Below are 14923 nucleotides of genomic sequence, written 5' to 3'. Positions count from 1 at the left end.
CAGTAGCCTATAAACGCTGCTTTACCACTTTTACTGGTTGATCCTATCTGAAAAAACACTTAGTCATTATGGTTATTTAATATTCCCATCACTTATTTAATTGTTATGATCCTGCTGGTTAACCTTACAAGCTATCAAACTCTTAACCATTTAACGGCCCATTGATACTGGCTTAAGCAATAAGGGAATTCGTACCGCGATGACGACTCAGGCACCTCCTACTTCTTTGCTCCCCCTAAACCCGGAGCAAATGGCACGGCTGCAATCGGCGATTGGTGAATACTCGCCGACCCAATTGGCCTGGCTTTCAGGTTATTTTTGGGGATTGACCAACCAGCAGCCGGGCGCGGTAGCAGCGCCAGCTCCCGTTGCCGCGGCAGCGTCGATTACTCTGATTTCTGCTTCGCAGACCGGTAATGCGCGCCGTCTGGCCGAGCAGCTGCGTGATGCACTAGTTGAAGCTAAGCTTAATGTTAATCTGGTGAATGCCGGCGACTACAAGTTCAAGCAGATAGGCCAGGAGAAACTGTTGCTGTTAGTCGCCTCTACTCAGGGAGAGGGCGAACCTGCCGAAGAGGCGGTTGCGCTGCACAAATTCCTGATGTCCAAGAAAGCTCCCAATATGGCTGACAGCGCATTTGCAGTGTTTGGCCTCGGCGATACTTCTTACGAATTCTTCTGCCAGGCGGGCAAAGACTTTGACACCCGTCTGGGCGAGCTGGGCGCAGAGCGTTTGCTCGACCGCGTTGACGCCGACGTTGAATATCAGGATCTGGCCACCGACTGGATCCAGCGCGTGGTTGAAGCGTTGAAAAAACGTGTTCCTGCAGAATCGCCGGTTGCTCAGGCGGCATCGGTTGCCGGTAATGTTAATCTGGTCGATAGCAGCCCATACACCAAGGAAGAGCCGCTGACCGCGCTGCTTGCAGTGAATCAAAAAATCACCGGTCGAGATTCTGACAAAGACGTTCGTCATATTGAAATAGATTTGGGTGATTCTGGCCTGCGTTATCAGCCGGGCGATGCGCTGGGCGTATGGTTTGAAAACGATCCTGCTTTGGTCAAAGAACTCGTTGAGCTGTTGTGGTTGAAGGGCGATGAGCCTGTCGATATTAACGGCAAAAGCCTGCCGTTGAGTGACGCGCTTCAGCATCACATCGAACTGACGCAAAACACGACGGTGATTGTCGATAAGTATGCCGCGGTTTGTCGCGATACCGATCTGCTGGCGCTGCTGACTGACAAGAGCGCGCTGCAAAAGTACGCCCACAGCACGCCGTTTGTAGACATGGTTCGCCGTGCGCCGACCGAGCTGCAGCCGCAACAGCTAATCGACCTGCTTCGCCCGTTGACGCCGCGCCTGTATTCTATCGCCTCGTCGCAGGCCGAAACGGATACCGAAGTGCACATTACTGTAGGTGTAGTGCGCTACGACATTGACGGCCGCGCGCGCAGCGGTGGTGCTTCTGGCTATTTGTCCGATCGTCTGGAAGAAGAGGGTGAAGTCCGCGTGTTTATTGAGCACAACGATAACTTCCGACTACCGGTCGACTCCGAAACGCCGGTCATCATGATTGGCCCAGGAACCGGTATCGCGCCGTTCCGCGCCTTTATGCAGCAGCGCGACAACGACGGAGCAGGCGGCAAAAACTGGCTGTTCTTCGGTAATCCGCACTTTACCGATGATTTCCTGTATCAGGTTGAATGGCAGCGCTACGTCAAAGACGGTCTGCTGACCAATATCGATCTGGCTTGGTCTCGTGATCAGTCCGAGAAGGTTTATGTGCAGGACAAAATTCGCGCCAAAGGTGCCGAGGTCTGGCAATGGCTGCAGGAAGGCGCGCATATTTATGTCTGCGGTGATGCAAACCGTATGGCAAAAGACGTAGAACAGACACTGCTCGAGCTTATCGCCGAGCATGGTTCGATGAGCCTTGAAGCCGCCGATGAATTCTTGAGTGACCTGCGCTTTGAGCGTCGCTATCAGCGAGATGTCTATTAATGAGCAACGAAATTATGAACGAAAAACATCCCGGACCTTTGGTGGTCGAAGGCAAGTTGACTGACGCAGAACGCCTTAAAAAAGAAAGTAATTTCCTGCGTGGCACTATTACCGAAGACCTGTCTGACGGCCTTACCGGCGGTTTTAATGGCGATAACTTCCTGCTGATCCGTTTTCACGGCATGTACCAGCAGGATGACCGTGATATTCGTGCCGAACGTGCCGAGCAAAAACTCGAACCGCGCCATGCAATGATGCTGCGCTGCCGCCTGCCGGGCGGAGTGATGACGCCTGAGCAATGGCTGGGTATCGACAAGTTTGCCGAAGACAGCACTATTTACGGCAGTATCCGTATTACCAACCGTCAGACCTTCCAGTTTCACGGTATTTTGAAGCAGAACGTCAAGCCGGTGCATCAGTTGCTCAACAAACTGGGACTCGACGCGCTGGCGACCGCCAATGACGTGAACCGTAACGTGCTGTGTACTTCGAACCCGGTGGAGTCAGAGCTGCATTATGAAGCCTGGCAGTGGGCGAAGAAAATTTCCGAGCACCTGTTGCCGCGCACTCGTGCCTATGCAGAAGTCTGGCTGGATCAGGAAAAGGTTGAGACCACTGACGAAGAGCCGATTCTAGGCTCGACTTATCTGCCGCGTAAATTTAAGACGACTGTGGTTATCCCGCCGCAGAACGACGTGGATTTGCACGCCAATGACCTGAATTTTGTCGCGATTGCCGAGAACGGCAAGCTGGTAGGCTTTAACGTGCTGGTCGGCGGCGGCCTGTCAATCGCTCACGGCGACAAGGCAACCTACGCCCGTACTGCCAGCGAGCTGGGCTTTATTCCATTGGATAAAACGCTGGCCGTCGCAGAAGCCGTGGTGACCACACAGCGCGACTGGGGCAACCGCACCAATCGTAAGAATGCGAAAACCAAATATACCCTTGAGCGCGTCGGCGTTGAGACCTTTAAGGCTGAAGTCGAGAAACGTGCCGAAGTTACCTTTGGCGACGTCCGTCCTTACGAATTCACCGGGCGTGGCGATCGCATCGGCTGGGTAAAAGGCATCGACAATCAGTGGCACCTGACACTGTTTATCGAGAATGGGCGTATTTTGGATTATCCGGGTCGTCCGCTTAAAACCGGTCTGGCCGAGATTGCCCGTATTCACCAAGGCGATTTCCGTCTTACGGCGAACCAGAACCTGATTATTGCGGGTGTGAGCGAGAAAGATAAAGATGCGATCGAAACCCTGGCACGGAATCACGGGTTAATCGATGACAGCGTCACCGAGCAGCGTAAAAACTCGATGGCCTGCGTGTCTTATCCAACCTGTCCGCTGGCGATGGCTGAAGCTGAACGGTTCCTGCCGGAGTTCGTGACCCAGGTCGAAGGCATCATGCATCGGCACGGTGTCGGCAAAGAACACATTGTACTGCGCGTGACCGGCTGCCCTAACGGCTGTGGTCGTGCGCTACTGGCCGAAATCGGGTTAGTCGGTAAAGCCATGAACCGTTATAACCTGCATCTGGGCGGTAACCGCGAAGGTACACGTATTCCGCGTATGTATCGCGAAAATATCAGCGATGTAGAGATTCTGGCGATTATCGATGAGCTGGTGGGTCGTTGGGCGAAAGAACGCACGGCGAATGAAGGCTTCGGCGATTACGTGATCCGCGCTGGAATCATCAAGCCGGTGCTTGATCCGGCACGCGACTTTTACGACTGACAGGAGGCGATATGACAGCACTCTCCCTTACAGAATTAAATGCTCTGCCCAAGTCCGGGCAGGCATTGGCCCTGGCCGAAATCAACGGCCAGCTGGAAAAACTTTCGGCGGAAGAACGTGTTGGCTGGGCGTTGGAAAATCTGCCGGGCGAGTTCACTTTATCGTCAAGTTTTGGGATTCAGGCGGCGGTATGTTTGCATCTGGTCACCCGCCAGAAACCTGACATTCCGGTTATCCTCACTGACACCGGATATCTGTTCCCGGAAACCTATCAGTTTATCGATTCTTTAACCGAACAGCTTAATCTCAACCTTAAGGTTTTTCGTGCCGAGCATTCTGCCGCCTGGCAGGAAGCGCGCTACGGCAAACTTTGGGAACAGGGCGTCGAGGGCATCGAGAAATATAATTTGATTAACAAGGTTGAGCCGATGAACCGCGCGGTGCAAACGTTGGGAGTGCAGACTTGGTTCGCCGGTCTGCGTCGCGAACAGTCGGGCAGCCGGGCGCATTTGCCGGTGTTGGCGGTGCAGCGCGGGGTGTTTAAAATTCTGCCAATCATCGACTGGGACAACCGTCAGATCTTCCAATACCTCAAGCAGCACGGACTGAGCTATCACCCGCTGTGGGATCAGGGCTATCTGTCGGTTGGCGATACGCACACCACGAAGAAGTGGGAAGAGGGCATGAAGGAGGAAGATACCCGTTTCTTCGGCCTAAAACGCGAGTGCGGATTGCACGAGTAATTGCGCGGCCGTTTGCCCCCATCCCTGGAGCAAACATTCAGGAGCGAATAGACGGATTGGCTAACTCTTTAAGTAAAGGCAGCAGAATTTTTACGCTGTCTTTTTCTCGTCTGGCGATCCGTCCCGGCAAGATCCGATCGAGATATTGCAGATTGTCGATTTGCCCCTGATAGCGGCTGGTGCCGTCGGGGAAATACTTGCTGACAGAGCGCTGCTGCTGACCGTCTTTTTTGCCTAATCCCCAGTCGCTGGCAGAAACTAGCAACAGAGGAATGTGTTCGCTGTCCAAAGCCTCTAGTCCTTCACAGCAGCTGGTGCCGGTAGGGCTGGTAGTCGCGGCGATGCCCATGCGGCGAGCGAAGTTTAGCGCTTTGTCGCGCGACAGCTTGGCCACTGCCGATGAAGTGTTGAGGCCGCTGTTGAAATACAGCCGATCGCCGACGATCAGCGAATTAATATTGATCACCAGTAGCGTGCGCTTTTTTTCTTCCGGGCTGAGCGAAGCAAGATAATCTTTCGCCCCTTGCTCTCCTGCTTCCTGAGCGCTCAGCGCCACAAAACGCAGGCTGTAATGGGTAGAGACTTTGCTCATCCGCTCGGCCAGTTCGAGCATCGCGCCGACGCCAGACGCGTTGTCATCGACACCTTGCAGCGTCAGACCGCCAAGGTTGTGGTCACTGTCGGCGTCACTTTGTGGCAGATAAGTATCGAAATGCGCCATGACTACGATCTGCTGCGGCACTTTGCCGGCGCGGTCGGCGATCACTGAAGTGGCGTGAACACTGTGCCAGTTTTGGCGACCGTTCTGACTGGTATAAAGAAAGCGGGCATCAAAAGCGTGCAGGTGACTTTGGTAACCCATTTTGCTCAGACTTTGATTCAGATAATCCGCGGCAATAATCTCGGCCGGGCTTCCGGCCATGCGTCCGGGAAAATAGGTGGCGATATGTCGCGTTTGTTGCTCGGCAATGTGTCCGACTGGCTGAGTTTTTAAAGATTGGCCCACGGCACCGGTTGCATAAAGGCCGCCTAGCGTCAAAAGCAAGGCTGAACGCGCTACGTGGCGAAGAAAGAGCATACTAAAAATCCTTATCAGGCGTCCTTGGAAAGTCAGGGCATAGTATGCGATTCAGCGGATAAATTAACAATTTAGTGTTTTCTCAAAACGAGCTTTTTCGGGGCTATATTCCATTCTGGAACTAATCATTCCATTTCATCATTTCATATGGATCGCGGCCAAGCCGTATAGTCATATTATGGATTTACTTATGCTAAAAGGTTGCTGTGGACTATCTCCCTATATTTGCCGATCTTAAACAACGTCCGGTGTTGGTTGTTGGCGGCGGAGAAGTGGCTGCACGAAAAATTGATCTCCTTCTGCGCGCAGGTGCGGAAGTGCGGGTTGTTGCACAATCACTTTCCTCGGAAGTCGAACATTTACACCAGCAGTCGGCCATTCAATGGCTGGCAGAGTCGTTCATTGCCGAGCAGCTCGACGACGTTTTTCTGGTCATTGCGGCGACTGACGATCCGCGGCTCAACGCCGAGGTCTACGAGGAAGCAAACGTGCGCCGGGTGCTGGCCAACGTGGTTGACGATCAGCCCAAGTGTTCATTTATCTTCCCGTCTATCGTCGATCGTTCACCGATTGTGGTCGCGATTTCTTCCAGCGGGCAAGCCCCGGTGCTTGCAAGAATGCTGCGTGAAAAGCTAGAAACACTGCTGCCTGCCAGTTTGGGCAAGATGGCAGAAATCGCAGGAAGCTGGCGATCGCGGGTCAAGCAGCGCTTTGGCATGATGTCTGCGCGTCGCCGTTTCTGGGAACAGGCATTTGACGGCAACTTCGCTTCTTTGACCGCCGGGGGGCAGTTCAAGGAAGCCGAGTTGGCGTTACAACAATTAATAGACGCGCCAGACGACGCCACTCATCAGGGCATGGTGACTCTGGTTGGAGCCGGTCCTGGCGATCCCGGACTGCTCACTCTGCGAGGTTTACAGGTGATGCAGCAGGCCGATGTGGTGCTCTATGACTTCCTGGTCAGCGCGGAAGTGCTGGATCTGGTGCGCCGCGACGCGGAAAAAATCTGTGTCGGCAAACGCGCCGGGAATCATCTGGTGATGCAGGAAGAGACCAATCGTCTGCTGGTCGAACTGGCCAAACAGGGAAAAAAAGTGGTCAGGCTGAAAGGCGGTGACCCGTTTATTTTTGGTCGCGGCGGCGAAGAGTTGGAAGTTGTCGCCGCGGCGGGCATTCCTTTTCAGGTGGTGCCGGGCATTACTGCTGCAGCGGGCGCAACGGCCTATGCGGGTATTCCTTTGACTCACCGTGAGCGCGCGCAGAGCGTGATGTTTATTACCGGCCAGATTCGCACCGATGGCAATGGCCTGCAATGGTCCGAGCTTGCCCGAGGGCAGCAGACGCTGGCGATTTATATGGGCGCGATGAAAGCTTCGGACATCAGCCGTAACCTTATTGCTCACGGGCGCGCAGCGGATACGCCAGTGGCGGTGATTGGTCGTGGCACGCGTCCCGATCAACAAGTGCTGACCGGAACATTGGAAAATCTAGAACAATTAGCCCAACAGGCGCCTTCACCGGCCCTGCTGGTGATCGGTGAAGTCGTTGAACTTCATCACCAACTCGCCTGGTTTGGGCATCATCCAGAGACTGCCGGTGCCCAGCGCCCGTCGGTCGTGAATTTGGCTTAAGGATCTGATATGGACGAAAAACGACTCACCCATTTACGACAGCTGGAGGCGGAAAGCATTCATATCATCCGCGAAGTTGCGGCTGAATTCGCGAACCCGGTGATGATGTATTCCATCGGCAAAGACTCTTCGGTAATGCTCCATTTGGCGCGCAAGGCCTTTTACCCGGGCACGCTGCCATTTCCGCTGCTGCACGTCGATACCGGCTGGAAATTCAAGGAGATGTACGAGTTCCGCGATCGTACCGCTAAAAACTACGGTTTTGAGCTGCTGGTGCACAAAAATCCGGAAGGCGTAGCGATGGGCATCAACCCGTTTGTTCACGGCAGTGCCAAGCATACCGACATCATGAAAACCGAGGGCCTGAAGCAGGCGCTGAATAAATACGGCTTTGATGCTGCCTTCGGTGGCGCGCGTCGTGACGAAGAAAAGTCTCGTGCCAAAGAGCGTATTTACTCGTTCCGTGATCGTTTCCATCGTTGGGACCCGAAAAATCAGCGTCCTGAGCTGTGGCACAACTATAACGGTCAGATTAACAAGGGTGAAAGTATCCGCGTATTCCCGCTGTCCAACTGGACCGAGCTGGATATCTGGCAGTACATTTATCTGGAAAATATCGAGATCGTTCCTCTATATCTGGCCGCGCCGCGTCCGGTTCTTGAGCGTGACGGCATGCTGCTGATGGTGGACGACGATCGTATTGATTTACAGCCGGGTGAGCAGATTGAAGAAAAAATGGTTCGTTTCCGTACCCTGGGATGTTGGCCGCTGACCGGCGCGGTGGAGTCCGAAGCACAATCGCTGCCGGAAATCATCGAAGAGATGCTGGTTTCTACCACCAGCGAGCGTCAGGGGCGTGCCATCGACCGCGATCAGGCGGGTTCGATGGAGCTTAAAAAGCGTCAAGGGTATTTCTAAGGAGCACGGACTATGAATAACGCAATTGCACAACAAATCGCTGAGCAGGGTGGCGTTGAAGCTTACCTGCACTCTCAACAGCACAAAAGTCTGCTGCGCTTCCTGACCTGCGGCAGTGTCGACGATGGCAAAAGTACGCTAATAGGCCGCCTGCTGCACGACACGCGCCAGATTTACGAAGACCAGCTGTCTTCGCTGCACAATGACAGCAAGCGTCACGGCACTCAGGGCGAGAAGATTGACCTTGCGCTGCTGGTGGACGGTTTGCAGGCCGAGCGCGAGCAGGGCATCACCATTGACGTGGCCTATCGCTATTTTTCGACCGAAAAACGTAAATTTATTATTGCCGATACGCCGGGGCACGAGCAGTACACTCGTAACATGGCAACCGGTGCTTCAACCTGCGACCTGGCTATCCTGCTGATTGACGCCCGTAAAGGCGTGCTGGATCAGACCCGTCGTCACAGCTTTATCGCTACGCTGCTGGGTATCCGCCACCTGGTAGTGGCAGTGAATAAAATGGATCTGGTGGATTACAGCGAAGCGGTATTCGAGCAGTTCAAGCAAGATTACCTCGATTTTGCCCAGCAGCTGCCGACCGATCTGGATATTAAATTTGTGCCGCTGTCAGCCCTTGAAGGTGACAACGTCGCCAGCCAGAGCGAGAAGATGCCGTGGTACACCGGGCCAACGCTGCTCGACGTGCTGGAAACCGTTAATGTCATTAATATCCGCGAGCAGCAGCCGATGCGCTTCCCGGTGCAATACGTTAACCGTCCAAACCTCGATTTCCGTGGTTATGCGGGTACGCTGGCCTCGGGTTCGGTGCGCGTCGGTCAGAAAATCAAGGTATTGCCGTCCGGCGTTGAGTCTACCGTGGCACGTATTGTAACTTTCGATGGCGATCTGCAGGAAGCCTGGGCCGGTGAGGCGATTACGCTGGTGCTGGAAACCGAGGTAGATATCAGCCGTGGCGACCTGCTGGTTGATGCCAGCGAAACGGTGAAAGCGGTTCAAAATGCTAAAGTTGACGTGGTGTGGATGGCCGAACAGCCACTGAGCGTTGGTCAAAGCTATGACATTAAGGTCGGTGGCAAGAAAGCCCGCGCGCGGGTAGAAAACATCGAATATCAGGTGGAAATCAACTCACTGACTCAGCGCGTTGTCGAAAGCCTGCCTCTGAACGGTATCGGGCTGGTCGAGCTGGCGTTTGATGAGCCGCTGGTGCTGGATAACTACCAGCAAAACGCGGTCACAGGCGGACTGATCTTTATCGATCGCCTGACCAACGTGACTGTCGGCGCAGGTCTGGTGCGTGAAGCACTTGAGCAGGTTTACCAGGATAATGGCGCTTTTAGCGCATTCGAACTTGAACTTAACGCACTGGTTCGCCGCCACTTCCCACACTGGGGCGCTCGCGACCTGTTGGGTGGAAAATAATATGGCTCTGCAAGACGAAAATATCGTCTGGCATCCGCACGCGGTGACGCGTGCGGATCGCGAAAAGCAGCACGGGCATCGCGGCGCGGTACTGTGGTTTACCGGGCTGTCAGGCTCTGGTAAATCCACTGTAGCCGGCGCGCTGGAACAGGCCTTGTTTAGCCTTGGCGTCAGCACTTACCTGCTAGATGGTGACAATGTAAGACACGGGCTTTGTCGCGATCTGGGTTTTTCAGATGACGATCGCCGTGAAAACATTCGCCGCGTGGGTGAGGTTGCCAAACTGATGGTCGATGCTGGTCAGGTCGTCTTGACTGCGTTCATATCGCCACATCGTGCCGAACGTGAAATGGTGCGTGAGTTACTGGATAACGGGGAGTTTATCGAGGTATTTGTCGATACGCCAATCGAGATCTGCGAGGCGCGCGATCCTAAAGGTTTATACAAAAAAGCCCGCGCCGGAGAGCTGAAAAACTTCACCGGGATAGACTCGGTTTACGAAGCGCCATTGCAGGCCGATGTGCATCTTGATGGTGAACAATTAGTAACAAATTTAGTCCCGCAATTATTAGCTGTGTTACGTCGTAGAGGTATTATCAACTCCTAAGTGTTACTGACAAAAACGCCAAACAGCGTGTCAGTTTACAGCGAGCCAATAGGGGGTTGAACAATGCAAACGTTAAGTCAGTTTTTCAACGACATAACCGGTAAGAGGCCAGAAGCAGAGGAAAAGGAAGATCCATCCTACTCCATGCTGGGTGGTTGTACCGGTTTTGTGTTTTTCTGGCTGGCATTGGCAATCCCCTTTATCGTCTACGGTTCCAATACGCTGTTTTTCCTGCTTTATACTTGGCCGTTTTTCCTGGCTTTAATGCCAATCTCCGTGCTTATCGGCATTGCCTTCAGCACCTTGTTCAATGGCAGCTTGTTGAAAGCATTACCGTTAACAGGGCTTGCCGTGATGTGCGTGTTCTGGATGGTCTTCTCATTTCTCAGTGGTTGGTAACTTACCGCACCGTCTAGCAACAGTTTCGTAAACTGACGAATTTACCCCCAAATTTATGCCGTTTTTCTCCGCACTGTTGTAAACCATTGTGTCATTCTTGTGCTTATTCCTAACTTAACTCCTAATCTGCATGTCAATTTCCCCTTCAGTGTGGAGTCAGAGTGAAAGTTGTGGGATGATTGAGCGGCTTTTTCAGGGGGCGGAATGGGCAAATTAACGCTGCTATTATTGATTGTACTTGGCTGGCTACAGTATTCGCTGTGGCTGGGTAAGAATGGTATTCACGATTACGTGCGGGTTAACGACGATGTTGAAGTGCAACAGGGCAGCAACATCAAACTTAAATCACGCAATGACCAACTCTTCGCAGAGATTGACGACCTTAACGGTGGTCAGGAGGCGATTGAGGAACGCGCACGCAACGAGCTAGGCATGATTAAGCCTGGCGAGAGTTTCTATCGCCTTGTGCCAGACCAAAATAAGCACAGTCAGGCTTCCAACACAACGCAAGTAAGAATCAACAATAATCCATGAGTCACACAGCCGTCTCCTCGGCCGATATCGTCGCGGTATTGCCCGCAGCCGGTATTGGCAGCCGCATGCAAAGCGAACTTCCAAAACAATATCTGACCATCGAGGGTAAAACGCTGCTTGAGCATGCTGTTGGCGCGTTGCTGCGCAGCCCTCGCGTGCAGAAAGTTATTGTTGCCATTAGTCCACAGGACACCTTTTTTGCTCAACTGCCGATTGCCAGCGACCCGCGCGTCAAGGTGGTGACCGGTGGCGCACAGCGTGCCGATTCGGTGATGGCTGGGCTGCAACACGCCGGTGATGCCGAATGGGTGCTGGTCCACGATGCAGCAAGGCCGTGTTTGCACATTGATGATCTCAATCGACTGCTGGCAATCAGCGCACACAGTAAAATCGGCGGTATTCTTGCCGCACCGGTGCGAGACACCATGAAGCGCGGCGAGCCGGGCATTGAAAAAATCGCCCATACTGTCGATAGACAAGATCTTTGGCACGCGCTTACGCCACAATTTTTCCCATTGGATCTGCTTAAAACCTGCCTCGCCCGCGCGCTTGCGGAAGGCGCGATCGTCACTGACGAAGCCTCTGCGCTGGAGCACTGTGGCTATCATCCCGAGCTGGTGGCTGGAAGATCCGATAATATTAAAGTTACCCGTCCAGAAGATCTGGCACTGGCAGCATTCTATTTAACTCAGTTGCACCAAGAGGAGAGCGCGTAATGCGTATCGGTCACGGTTTTGATGTTCATGCATTTGGAGGCGAAGGCCCTCTGGTGATCGGCGGTGTGCGCATCCCTTTTGATCGGGGATTACTGGCACACTCCGACGGTGACGTTGCCCTGCACGCGGCAACTGATGCCCTGCTTGGCGCTGCGGCGCTGGGCGATATCGGCAAACTGTTCCCTGACACCGACCCGGCCTATAAAGGTGCCGACAGCCGCGAACTGCTGCGTGAAGCCTACCGCCAGATCAAAGCCAAAGGTTACCGTCTTGGCAATATCGACATAACTATTATCGCCCAGGCCCCGAAAATGCTGCCGCATATTCCACAGATGCGCGTATTTATCGCCGAAGACCTGGGCTGTCACATGGACGACGTCAACGTAAAAGCAACCACTACCGAGAAGCTTGGATTTACCGGTCGTGGCGAAGGCATCGCCTGTGAAGCTGTTGCCTTGTTGATCAAGGACTGACGCCGTGGATATGAATAATCTGACCTGGCTGTACGGCAAGCCGCTTTCCACCGGTACGCTCAAGGCCAATGCAGAGGATTTCATCGTTGAAGAAGACCTCGGTTTTGAGCCGGACGGCGAGGGCGAGCATTTGCTGGTTCGCATCCGTAAAACCGGCTGTAATACCCAGTTTGTTGCCGAACAGTTGGCGCGCTTTGCTGGTGTTCATCCTCGTTCTGTGAGCTATGCCGGGTTGAAAGACCGCCATGCTGTGACCGAGCAGTGGTTCTGTGTACATTTGCCCGGTAAAGAAACGCCTGACCTGAGTCAGTTTCAGCTGGAGGGTTGTGAGGTTGTACGTCACGCTCGTCATCTGAAAAAGATGCGTATCGGCACGTTGAAAGGCAACCTGTTTACTCTGGTGCTGCGTGATCTCACTGATTTGGCCGACGTGCAGCAACGTCTGGAGAAAATTGTTTCTCAGGGTGTACCAAACTATTTCGGCGTGCAGCGCTTCGGACGCGGTGGCAATAACCTGGTAATGGCCACCCGTTGGGCGAAAGACGAAATTCGTGTTAAAGAACGTCCGAAGCGCAGCTTTTACCTCTCGGCGAGCCGCAGCGCAATGTTTAATATCGTTGCCAGTGAGCGACTTGCTCGAGGTTTGATGACTGAAGCCATGCTGGGTGATGCCCTACAGCTTAGCGGCCGCGGCAGCTGGTTTGTTGCTAAAGAAGAAGAGCTGGAGTCGGTGCAATCGCGCGTCGCCAGCGGTGATTTGCTGATCACGGCGCCACTGCCGGGCGATGGCCCGCTGGGGTCGCAGCAAGATGCTGAACTATTTGAACTGGGCTGCATAGAAGACCAAACGGCATTGTTGTCCCTGCTTAAACGCGAACGGGTTGAACCCGCGCGCCGCGCAGTTATGCTGCATCCAAGAGATCTCGCATGGCGAACTGTGGATGACGCGACGCTAGAACTTAAGTTTTGGCTTCCGGCAGGCAGCTTTGCCACCAGTCTTGTCAGAGAACTGATGGGACAAGATGCAGGCGAAGCCGACATTAGCGAATAAGACCTGGCGTGGAGAATAACGCATGACATCCCTGATACGGATATTACTGAGTAATGATGATGGCGTTACCGCTCCTGGGATTCAGGCGCTAGCCTCGGCACTGCGTGAGTTTGCCGAGGTTACCCTCGTTGCACCTGACAGAAATCGCAGCGGCGCTTCCAATGCGCTGACGCTGGACTCGCCGCTGCGCATTCAAAAAAATGCCAATGGCGATACGGCAGTGATCAACGGCACGCCAACGGACTGTGTTTATCTGGGGGTCAATTCCCTGATGCGTCCGCGACCGGATATCGTGGTTTCCGGTATTAATGCCGGACCGAATCTGGGCGATGATGTCATTTACTCCGGCACCGTTGCAGCCGCGATGGAAGGGCGTCATCTCGGTTATCCGGCGGTTGCCGTTTCCCTCGATGGCAACCGGCATTACGACACTGCTGCGGCAATCACCTGCCGTATTGTAAAAATGTTGGCCTCCGAGCCTTTGCACACCGGTCGTATCCTCAATATTAATGTTCCTGATCTGCCTTTGGATCAAATTAAAGGCTATCGCGTCACACGCTGCGGTAGCCGTCATCCGGCAGAACAGGTATTTTGTCAGCAAGACCCGCGTGGTCATGATATGTACTGGATTGGTCCGCCCGGCGAGAAATTCGATATTGCGCCGGATACTGACTTTGCCGCCGTAGCACAGGGATATGTATCAATAACCCCTCTGCACGTCGATCTGACGGCCTATGCGGCGCAAGAAACCGTCAGAACATGGTTAGCCAAAGCCGAGGTGAACGGGAATGGTGATTAAGCCGATGTACAATTTGCTGGAACAGCTGCGAAAACAGGGCATCTCGGATGAGAATCTGCTGCACGCGATGGAAACTGTGCCGCGCGAGCGCTTCGTTGATGAGGCTTTTCAGCATAAAGCTTATGAAAATACCGCGTTGCCTATCGGCCTTGGACAAACTATCTCTCAGCCTTATACCGTAGCTCGCATGACAGAACTGTTGCGCCTGACGCCGCAGTCGCGAGTACTGGAGATTGGCACCGGCTCGGGATACCAGACGGCTATTTTGGCGCATCTGGTTGAGCACGTATTTTCCGTAGAGCGTATTAAAGGCCTGCAATGGCAGGCGAAGCGTCGGCTTAAGCAGCTGGATCTGCACAATATTTCCACCCGCCATGGCGATGGTTGGGAAGGGTGGCCTTCGCGCGGCCCTTTTGACGCTATTATCGTGACCGCGGCCCCTCCAGAAATTCCTCAGGATCTGATAACCCAGCTGGCCGAAGGCGGGATCATGGTTTTGCCCGTGGGTGAGCAAAATCAGACTTTGCAACGTATCCAGCGACGAGCCAACGACTTTACAATTGAAACTATTGAAGCCGTGCGTTTTGTTCCTTTAGTCAAAGGCGAGCTTGCCTGACGCTTGTTTTTCGCTCTGTCGGACACTAAGCCCTTAAAATTTAAATACAACTGATTTATGGTGCTTAAGTTGCGTTGTTGATAGCATTCACTACAGTTTTTTATTGCCACAGTTTTTTTAACTATCGCCATCGGGCTGACCAGTGTTCAGCCAGCAGGTTAACGGTACGCCTTACGTTGCTATAAG

At 53.6% G+C, this 14923-nt stretch carries 15 protein-coding genes; 14 read left to right on the top strand and 1 reads right to left on the bottom strand.

Annotation, left to right across the window (positions count from 1 at the left end):
• Positions 1–199: 199 nt before the first annotated feature.
• Genes cysJ through AB3G37_RS20650 form a run of 3 tightly spaced genes read left to right on the top strand, consistent with a single transcriptional unit; the run spans position 200 to position 4475 of the window.
• Complete coding sequence (gene cysJ / locus AB3G37_RS20660) at positions 200–2002, top strand: NADPH-dependent assimilatory sulfite reductase flavoprotein subunit (protein WP_369788948.1); 1803 nt, start codon at positions 200–202, stop codon at positions 2000–2002.
• A gap of 14 nt (positions 2003–2016) precedes the next feature.
• On the top strand, positions 2017–3732 hold the full coding sequence (gene cysI / locus AB3G37_RS20655) for an assimilatory sulfite reductase (NADPH) hemoprotein subunit (RefSeq protein WP_369791006.1): 1716 nt from the start codon (positions 2017–2019) through the stop codon (positions 3730–3732).
• An 11-nt stretch (positions 3733–3743) separates the two neighbouring features.
• Entirely contained in the window at positions 3744–4475 is a 732-nt protein-coding gene (locus tag AB3G37_RS20650) for a phosphoadenylyl-sulfate reductase (protein WP_369788947.1), read from the top strand.
• A 37-nt stretch (positions 4476–4512) separates the two neighbouring features.
• On the opposite strand, the gene AB3G37_RS20645 is transcribed toward AB3G37_RS20650, so the two are convergent.
• Positions 4513–5553 (bottom strand): aminopeptidase, encoded by a 1041-nt coding sequence (locus AB3G37_RS20645; protein WP_009639005.1) that lies wholly within the window; start codon positions 5551–5553, stop codon positions 4513–4515.
• A gap of 206 nt (positions 5554–5759) precedes the next feature.
• Here AB3G37_RS20645 and cysG point away from each other — a divergent pair, with 206 nt between their 5' ends.
• The 11 genes from cysG (at position 5760) to AB3G37_RS20590 (ending at position 14737) form a co-directional block, all read left to right on the top strand.
• The gene (gene cysG / locus AB3G37_RS20640; protein ID WP_369788946.1) at positions 5760–7184 is read left to right on the top strand and encodes a siroheme synthase CysG; all 1425 of its coding nucleotides are present in this window, start codon (positions 5760–5762) and stop codon (positions 7182–7184) included.
• A gap of 9 nt (positions 7185–7193) precedes the next feature.
• Entirely contained in the window at positions 7194–8102 is a 909-nt protein-coding gene (gene cysD, locus AB3G37_RS20635) for a sulfate adenylyltransferase subunit CysD (protein ID WP_009639007.1), read from the top strand.
• 12 nt (positions 8103–8114) lie between these two features.
• On the top strand, positions 8115–9542 hold the full coding sequence (gene cysN / locus AB3G37_RS20630) for a sulfate adenylyltransferase subunit CysN (protein WP_009639008.1): 1428 nt from the start codon (positions 8115–8117) through the stop codon (positions 9540–9542).
• Position 9543: 1 nt separating this feature from the next.
• The gene (cysC, locus tag AB3G37_RS20625) at positions 9544–10149 is read left to right on the top strand and encodes an adenylyl-sulfate kinase (RefSeq protein WP_009639009.1); all 606 of its coding nucleotides are present in this window, start codon (positions 9544–9546) and stop codon (positions 10147–10149) included.
• Between the two features lie 63 nt (positions 10150–10212).
• The gene (locus tag AB3G37_RS20620; RefSeq protein WP_037379460.1) at positions 10213–10548 is read left to right on the top strand and encodes a DUF3561 family protein; all 336 of its coding nucleotides are present in this window, start codon (positions 10213–10215) and stop codon (positions 10546–10548) included.
• A gap of 204 nt (positions 10549–10752) precedes the next feature.
• Positions 10753–11082, top strand: coding sequence for a cell division protein FtsB (gene ftsB, locus AB3G37_RS20615; protein WP_009639011.1), 330 nt, complete (start codon positions 10753–10755; stop codon positions 11080–11082).
• Entirely contained in the window at positions 11079–11798 is a 720-nt protein-coding gene (gene ispD, locus AB3G37_RS20610; protein ID WP_369788945.1) for a 2-C-methyl-D-erythritol 4-phosphate cytidylyltransferase, read from the top strand. The genes ftsB and ispD overlap by 4 nt, the downstream gene beginning before the upstream one ends.
• Positions 11798–12271, top strand: a complete 474-nt coding sequence (gene ispF / locus AB3G37_RS20605) for a 2-C-methyl-D-erythritol 2,4-cyclodiphosphate synthase (RefSeq protein WP_009639013.1) — start codon at positions 11798–11800, stop codon at positions 12269–12271. Before ispD ends, ispF begins: the two co-directional genes overlap by 1 nt.
• Positions 12272–12275: 4 nt before the next feature.
• Positions 12276–13322, top strand: a complete 1047-nt coding sequence (gene truD / locus AB3G37_RS20600) for a tRNA pseudouridine(13) synthase TruD (RefSeq protein WP_009639014.1) — start codon at positions 12276–12278, stop codon at positions 13320–13322.
• Between the two features lie 31 nt (positions 13323–13353).
• Positions 13354–14121 (top strand): 5'/3'-nucleotidase SurE, encoded by a 768-nt coding sequence (gene surE / locus AB3G37_RS20595; protein ID WP_369791005.1) that lies wholly within the window; start codon positions 13354–13356, stop codon positions 14119–14121.
• Positions 14111–14737 (top strand): protein-L-isoaspartate(D-aspartate) O-methyltransferase, encoded by a 627-nt coding sequence (locus tag AB3G37_RS20590; RefSeq protein ID WP_009639016.1) that lies wholly within the window; start codon positions 14111–14113, stop codon positions 14735–14737. The genes surE and AB3G37_RS20590 overlap by 11 nt, the downstream gene beginning before the upstream one ends.
• Positions 14738–14923: the final 186 nt, after the last annotated feature.

Origin of the sequence: Rouxiella sp. WC2420 (assembly GCF_041200025.1) — a bacterium.
Taxonomy (GTDB): Bacteria; Pseudomonadota; Gammaproteobacteria; order Enterobacterales; family Enterobacteriaceae; genus Rouxiella.
Note: the sequence above shows the minus strand (reverse complement) of the source record. Positions and strands in the feature narration are given on the sequence as shown.

Excerpts from the sequence above, each read along its gene's own strand:
- cysJ (WP_369788948.1), top strand. The coding sequence starts at position 200 with ATGACGACTCAGGCACCTCCTACTTCTTTGCTCCCCCTAAACCCGGAG.
- cysI (WP_369791006.1), top strand. The coding sequence starts at position 2,017 with ATGAACGAAAAACATCCCGGACCTTTGGTGGTCGAAGGCAAGTTGACT.
- AB3G37_RS20650 (WP_369788947.1), top strand. The coding sequence starts at position 3,744 with ATGACAGCACTCTCCCTTACAGAATTAAATGCTCTGCCCAAGTCCGGG.
- AB3G37_RS20645 (WP_009639005.1), bottom strand. The coding sequence starts at position 5,553 with ATGCTCTTTCTTCGCCACGTAGCGCGTTCAGCCTTGCTTTTGACGCTA.
- cysD (WP_009639007.1), top strand. The coding sequence starts at position 7,194 with ATGGACGAAAAACGACTCACCCATTTACGACAGCTGGAGGCGGAAAGC.
- cysN (WP_009639008.1), top strand. The coding sequence starts at position 8,115 with ATGAATAACGCAATTGCACAACAAATCGCTGAGCAGGGTGGCGTTGAA.
- cysC (WP_009639009.1), top strand. The coding sequence starts at position 9,544 with ATGGCTCTGCAAGACGAAAATATCGTCTGGCATCCGCACGCGGTGACG.
- AB3G37_RS20620 (WP_037379460.1), top strand. The coding sequence starts at position 10,213 with ATGCAAACGTTAAGTCAGTTTTTCAACGACATAACCGGTAAGAGGCCA.
- ftsB (WP_009639011.1), top strand. The coding sequence starts at position 10,753 with ATGGGCAAATTAACGCTGCTATTATTGATTGTACTTGGCTGGCTACAG.
- ispD (WP_369788945.1), top strand. The coding sequence starts at position 11,079 with ATGAGTCACACAGCCGTCTCCTCGGCCGATATCGTCGCGGTATTGCCC.
- ispF (WP_009639013.1), top strand. The coding sequence starts at position 11,798 with ATGCGTATCGGTCACGGTTTTGATGTTCATGCATTTGGAGGCGAAGGC.
- AB3G37_RS20590 (WP_009639016.1), top strand. The coding sequence starts at position 14,111 with ATGGTGATTAAGCCGATGTACAATTTGCTGGAACAGCTGCGAAAACAG.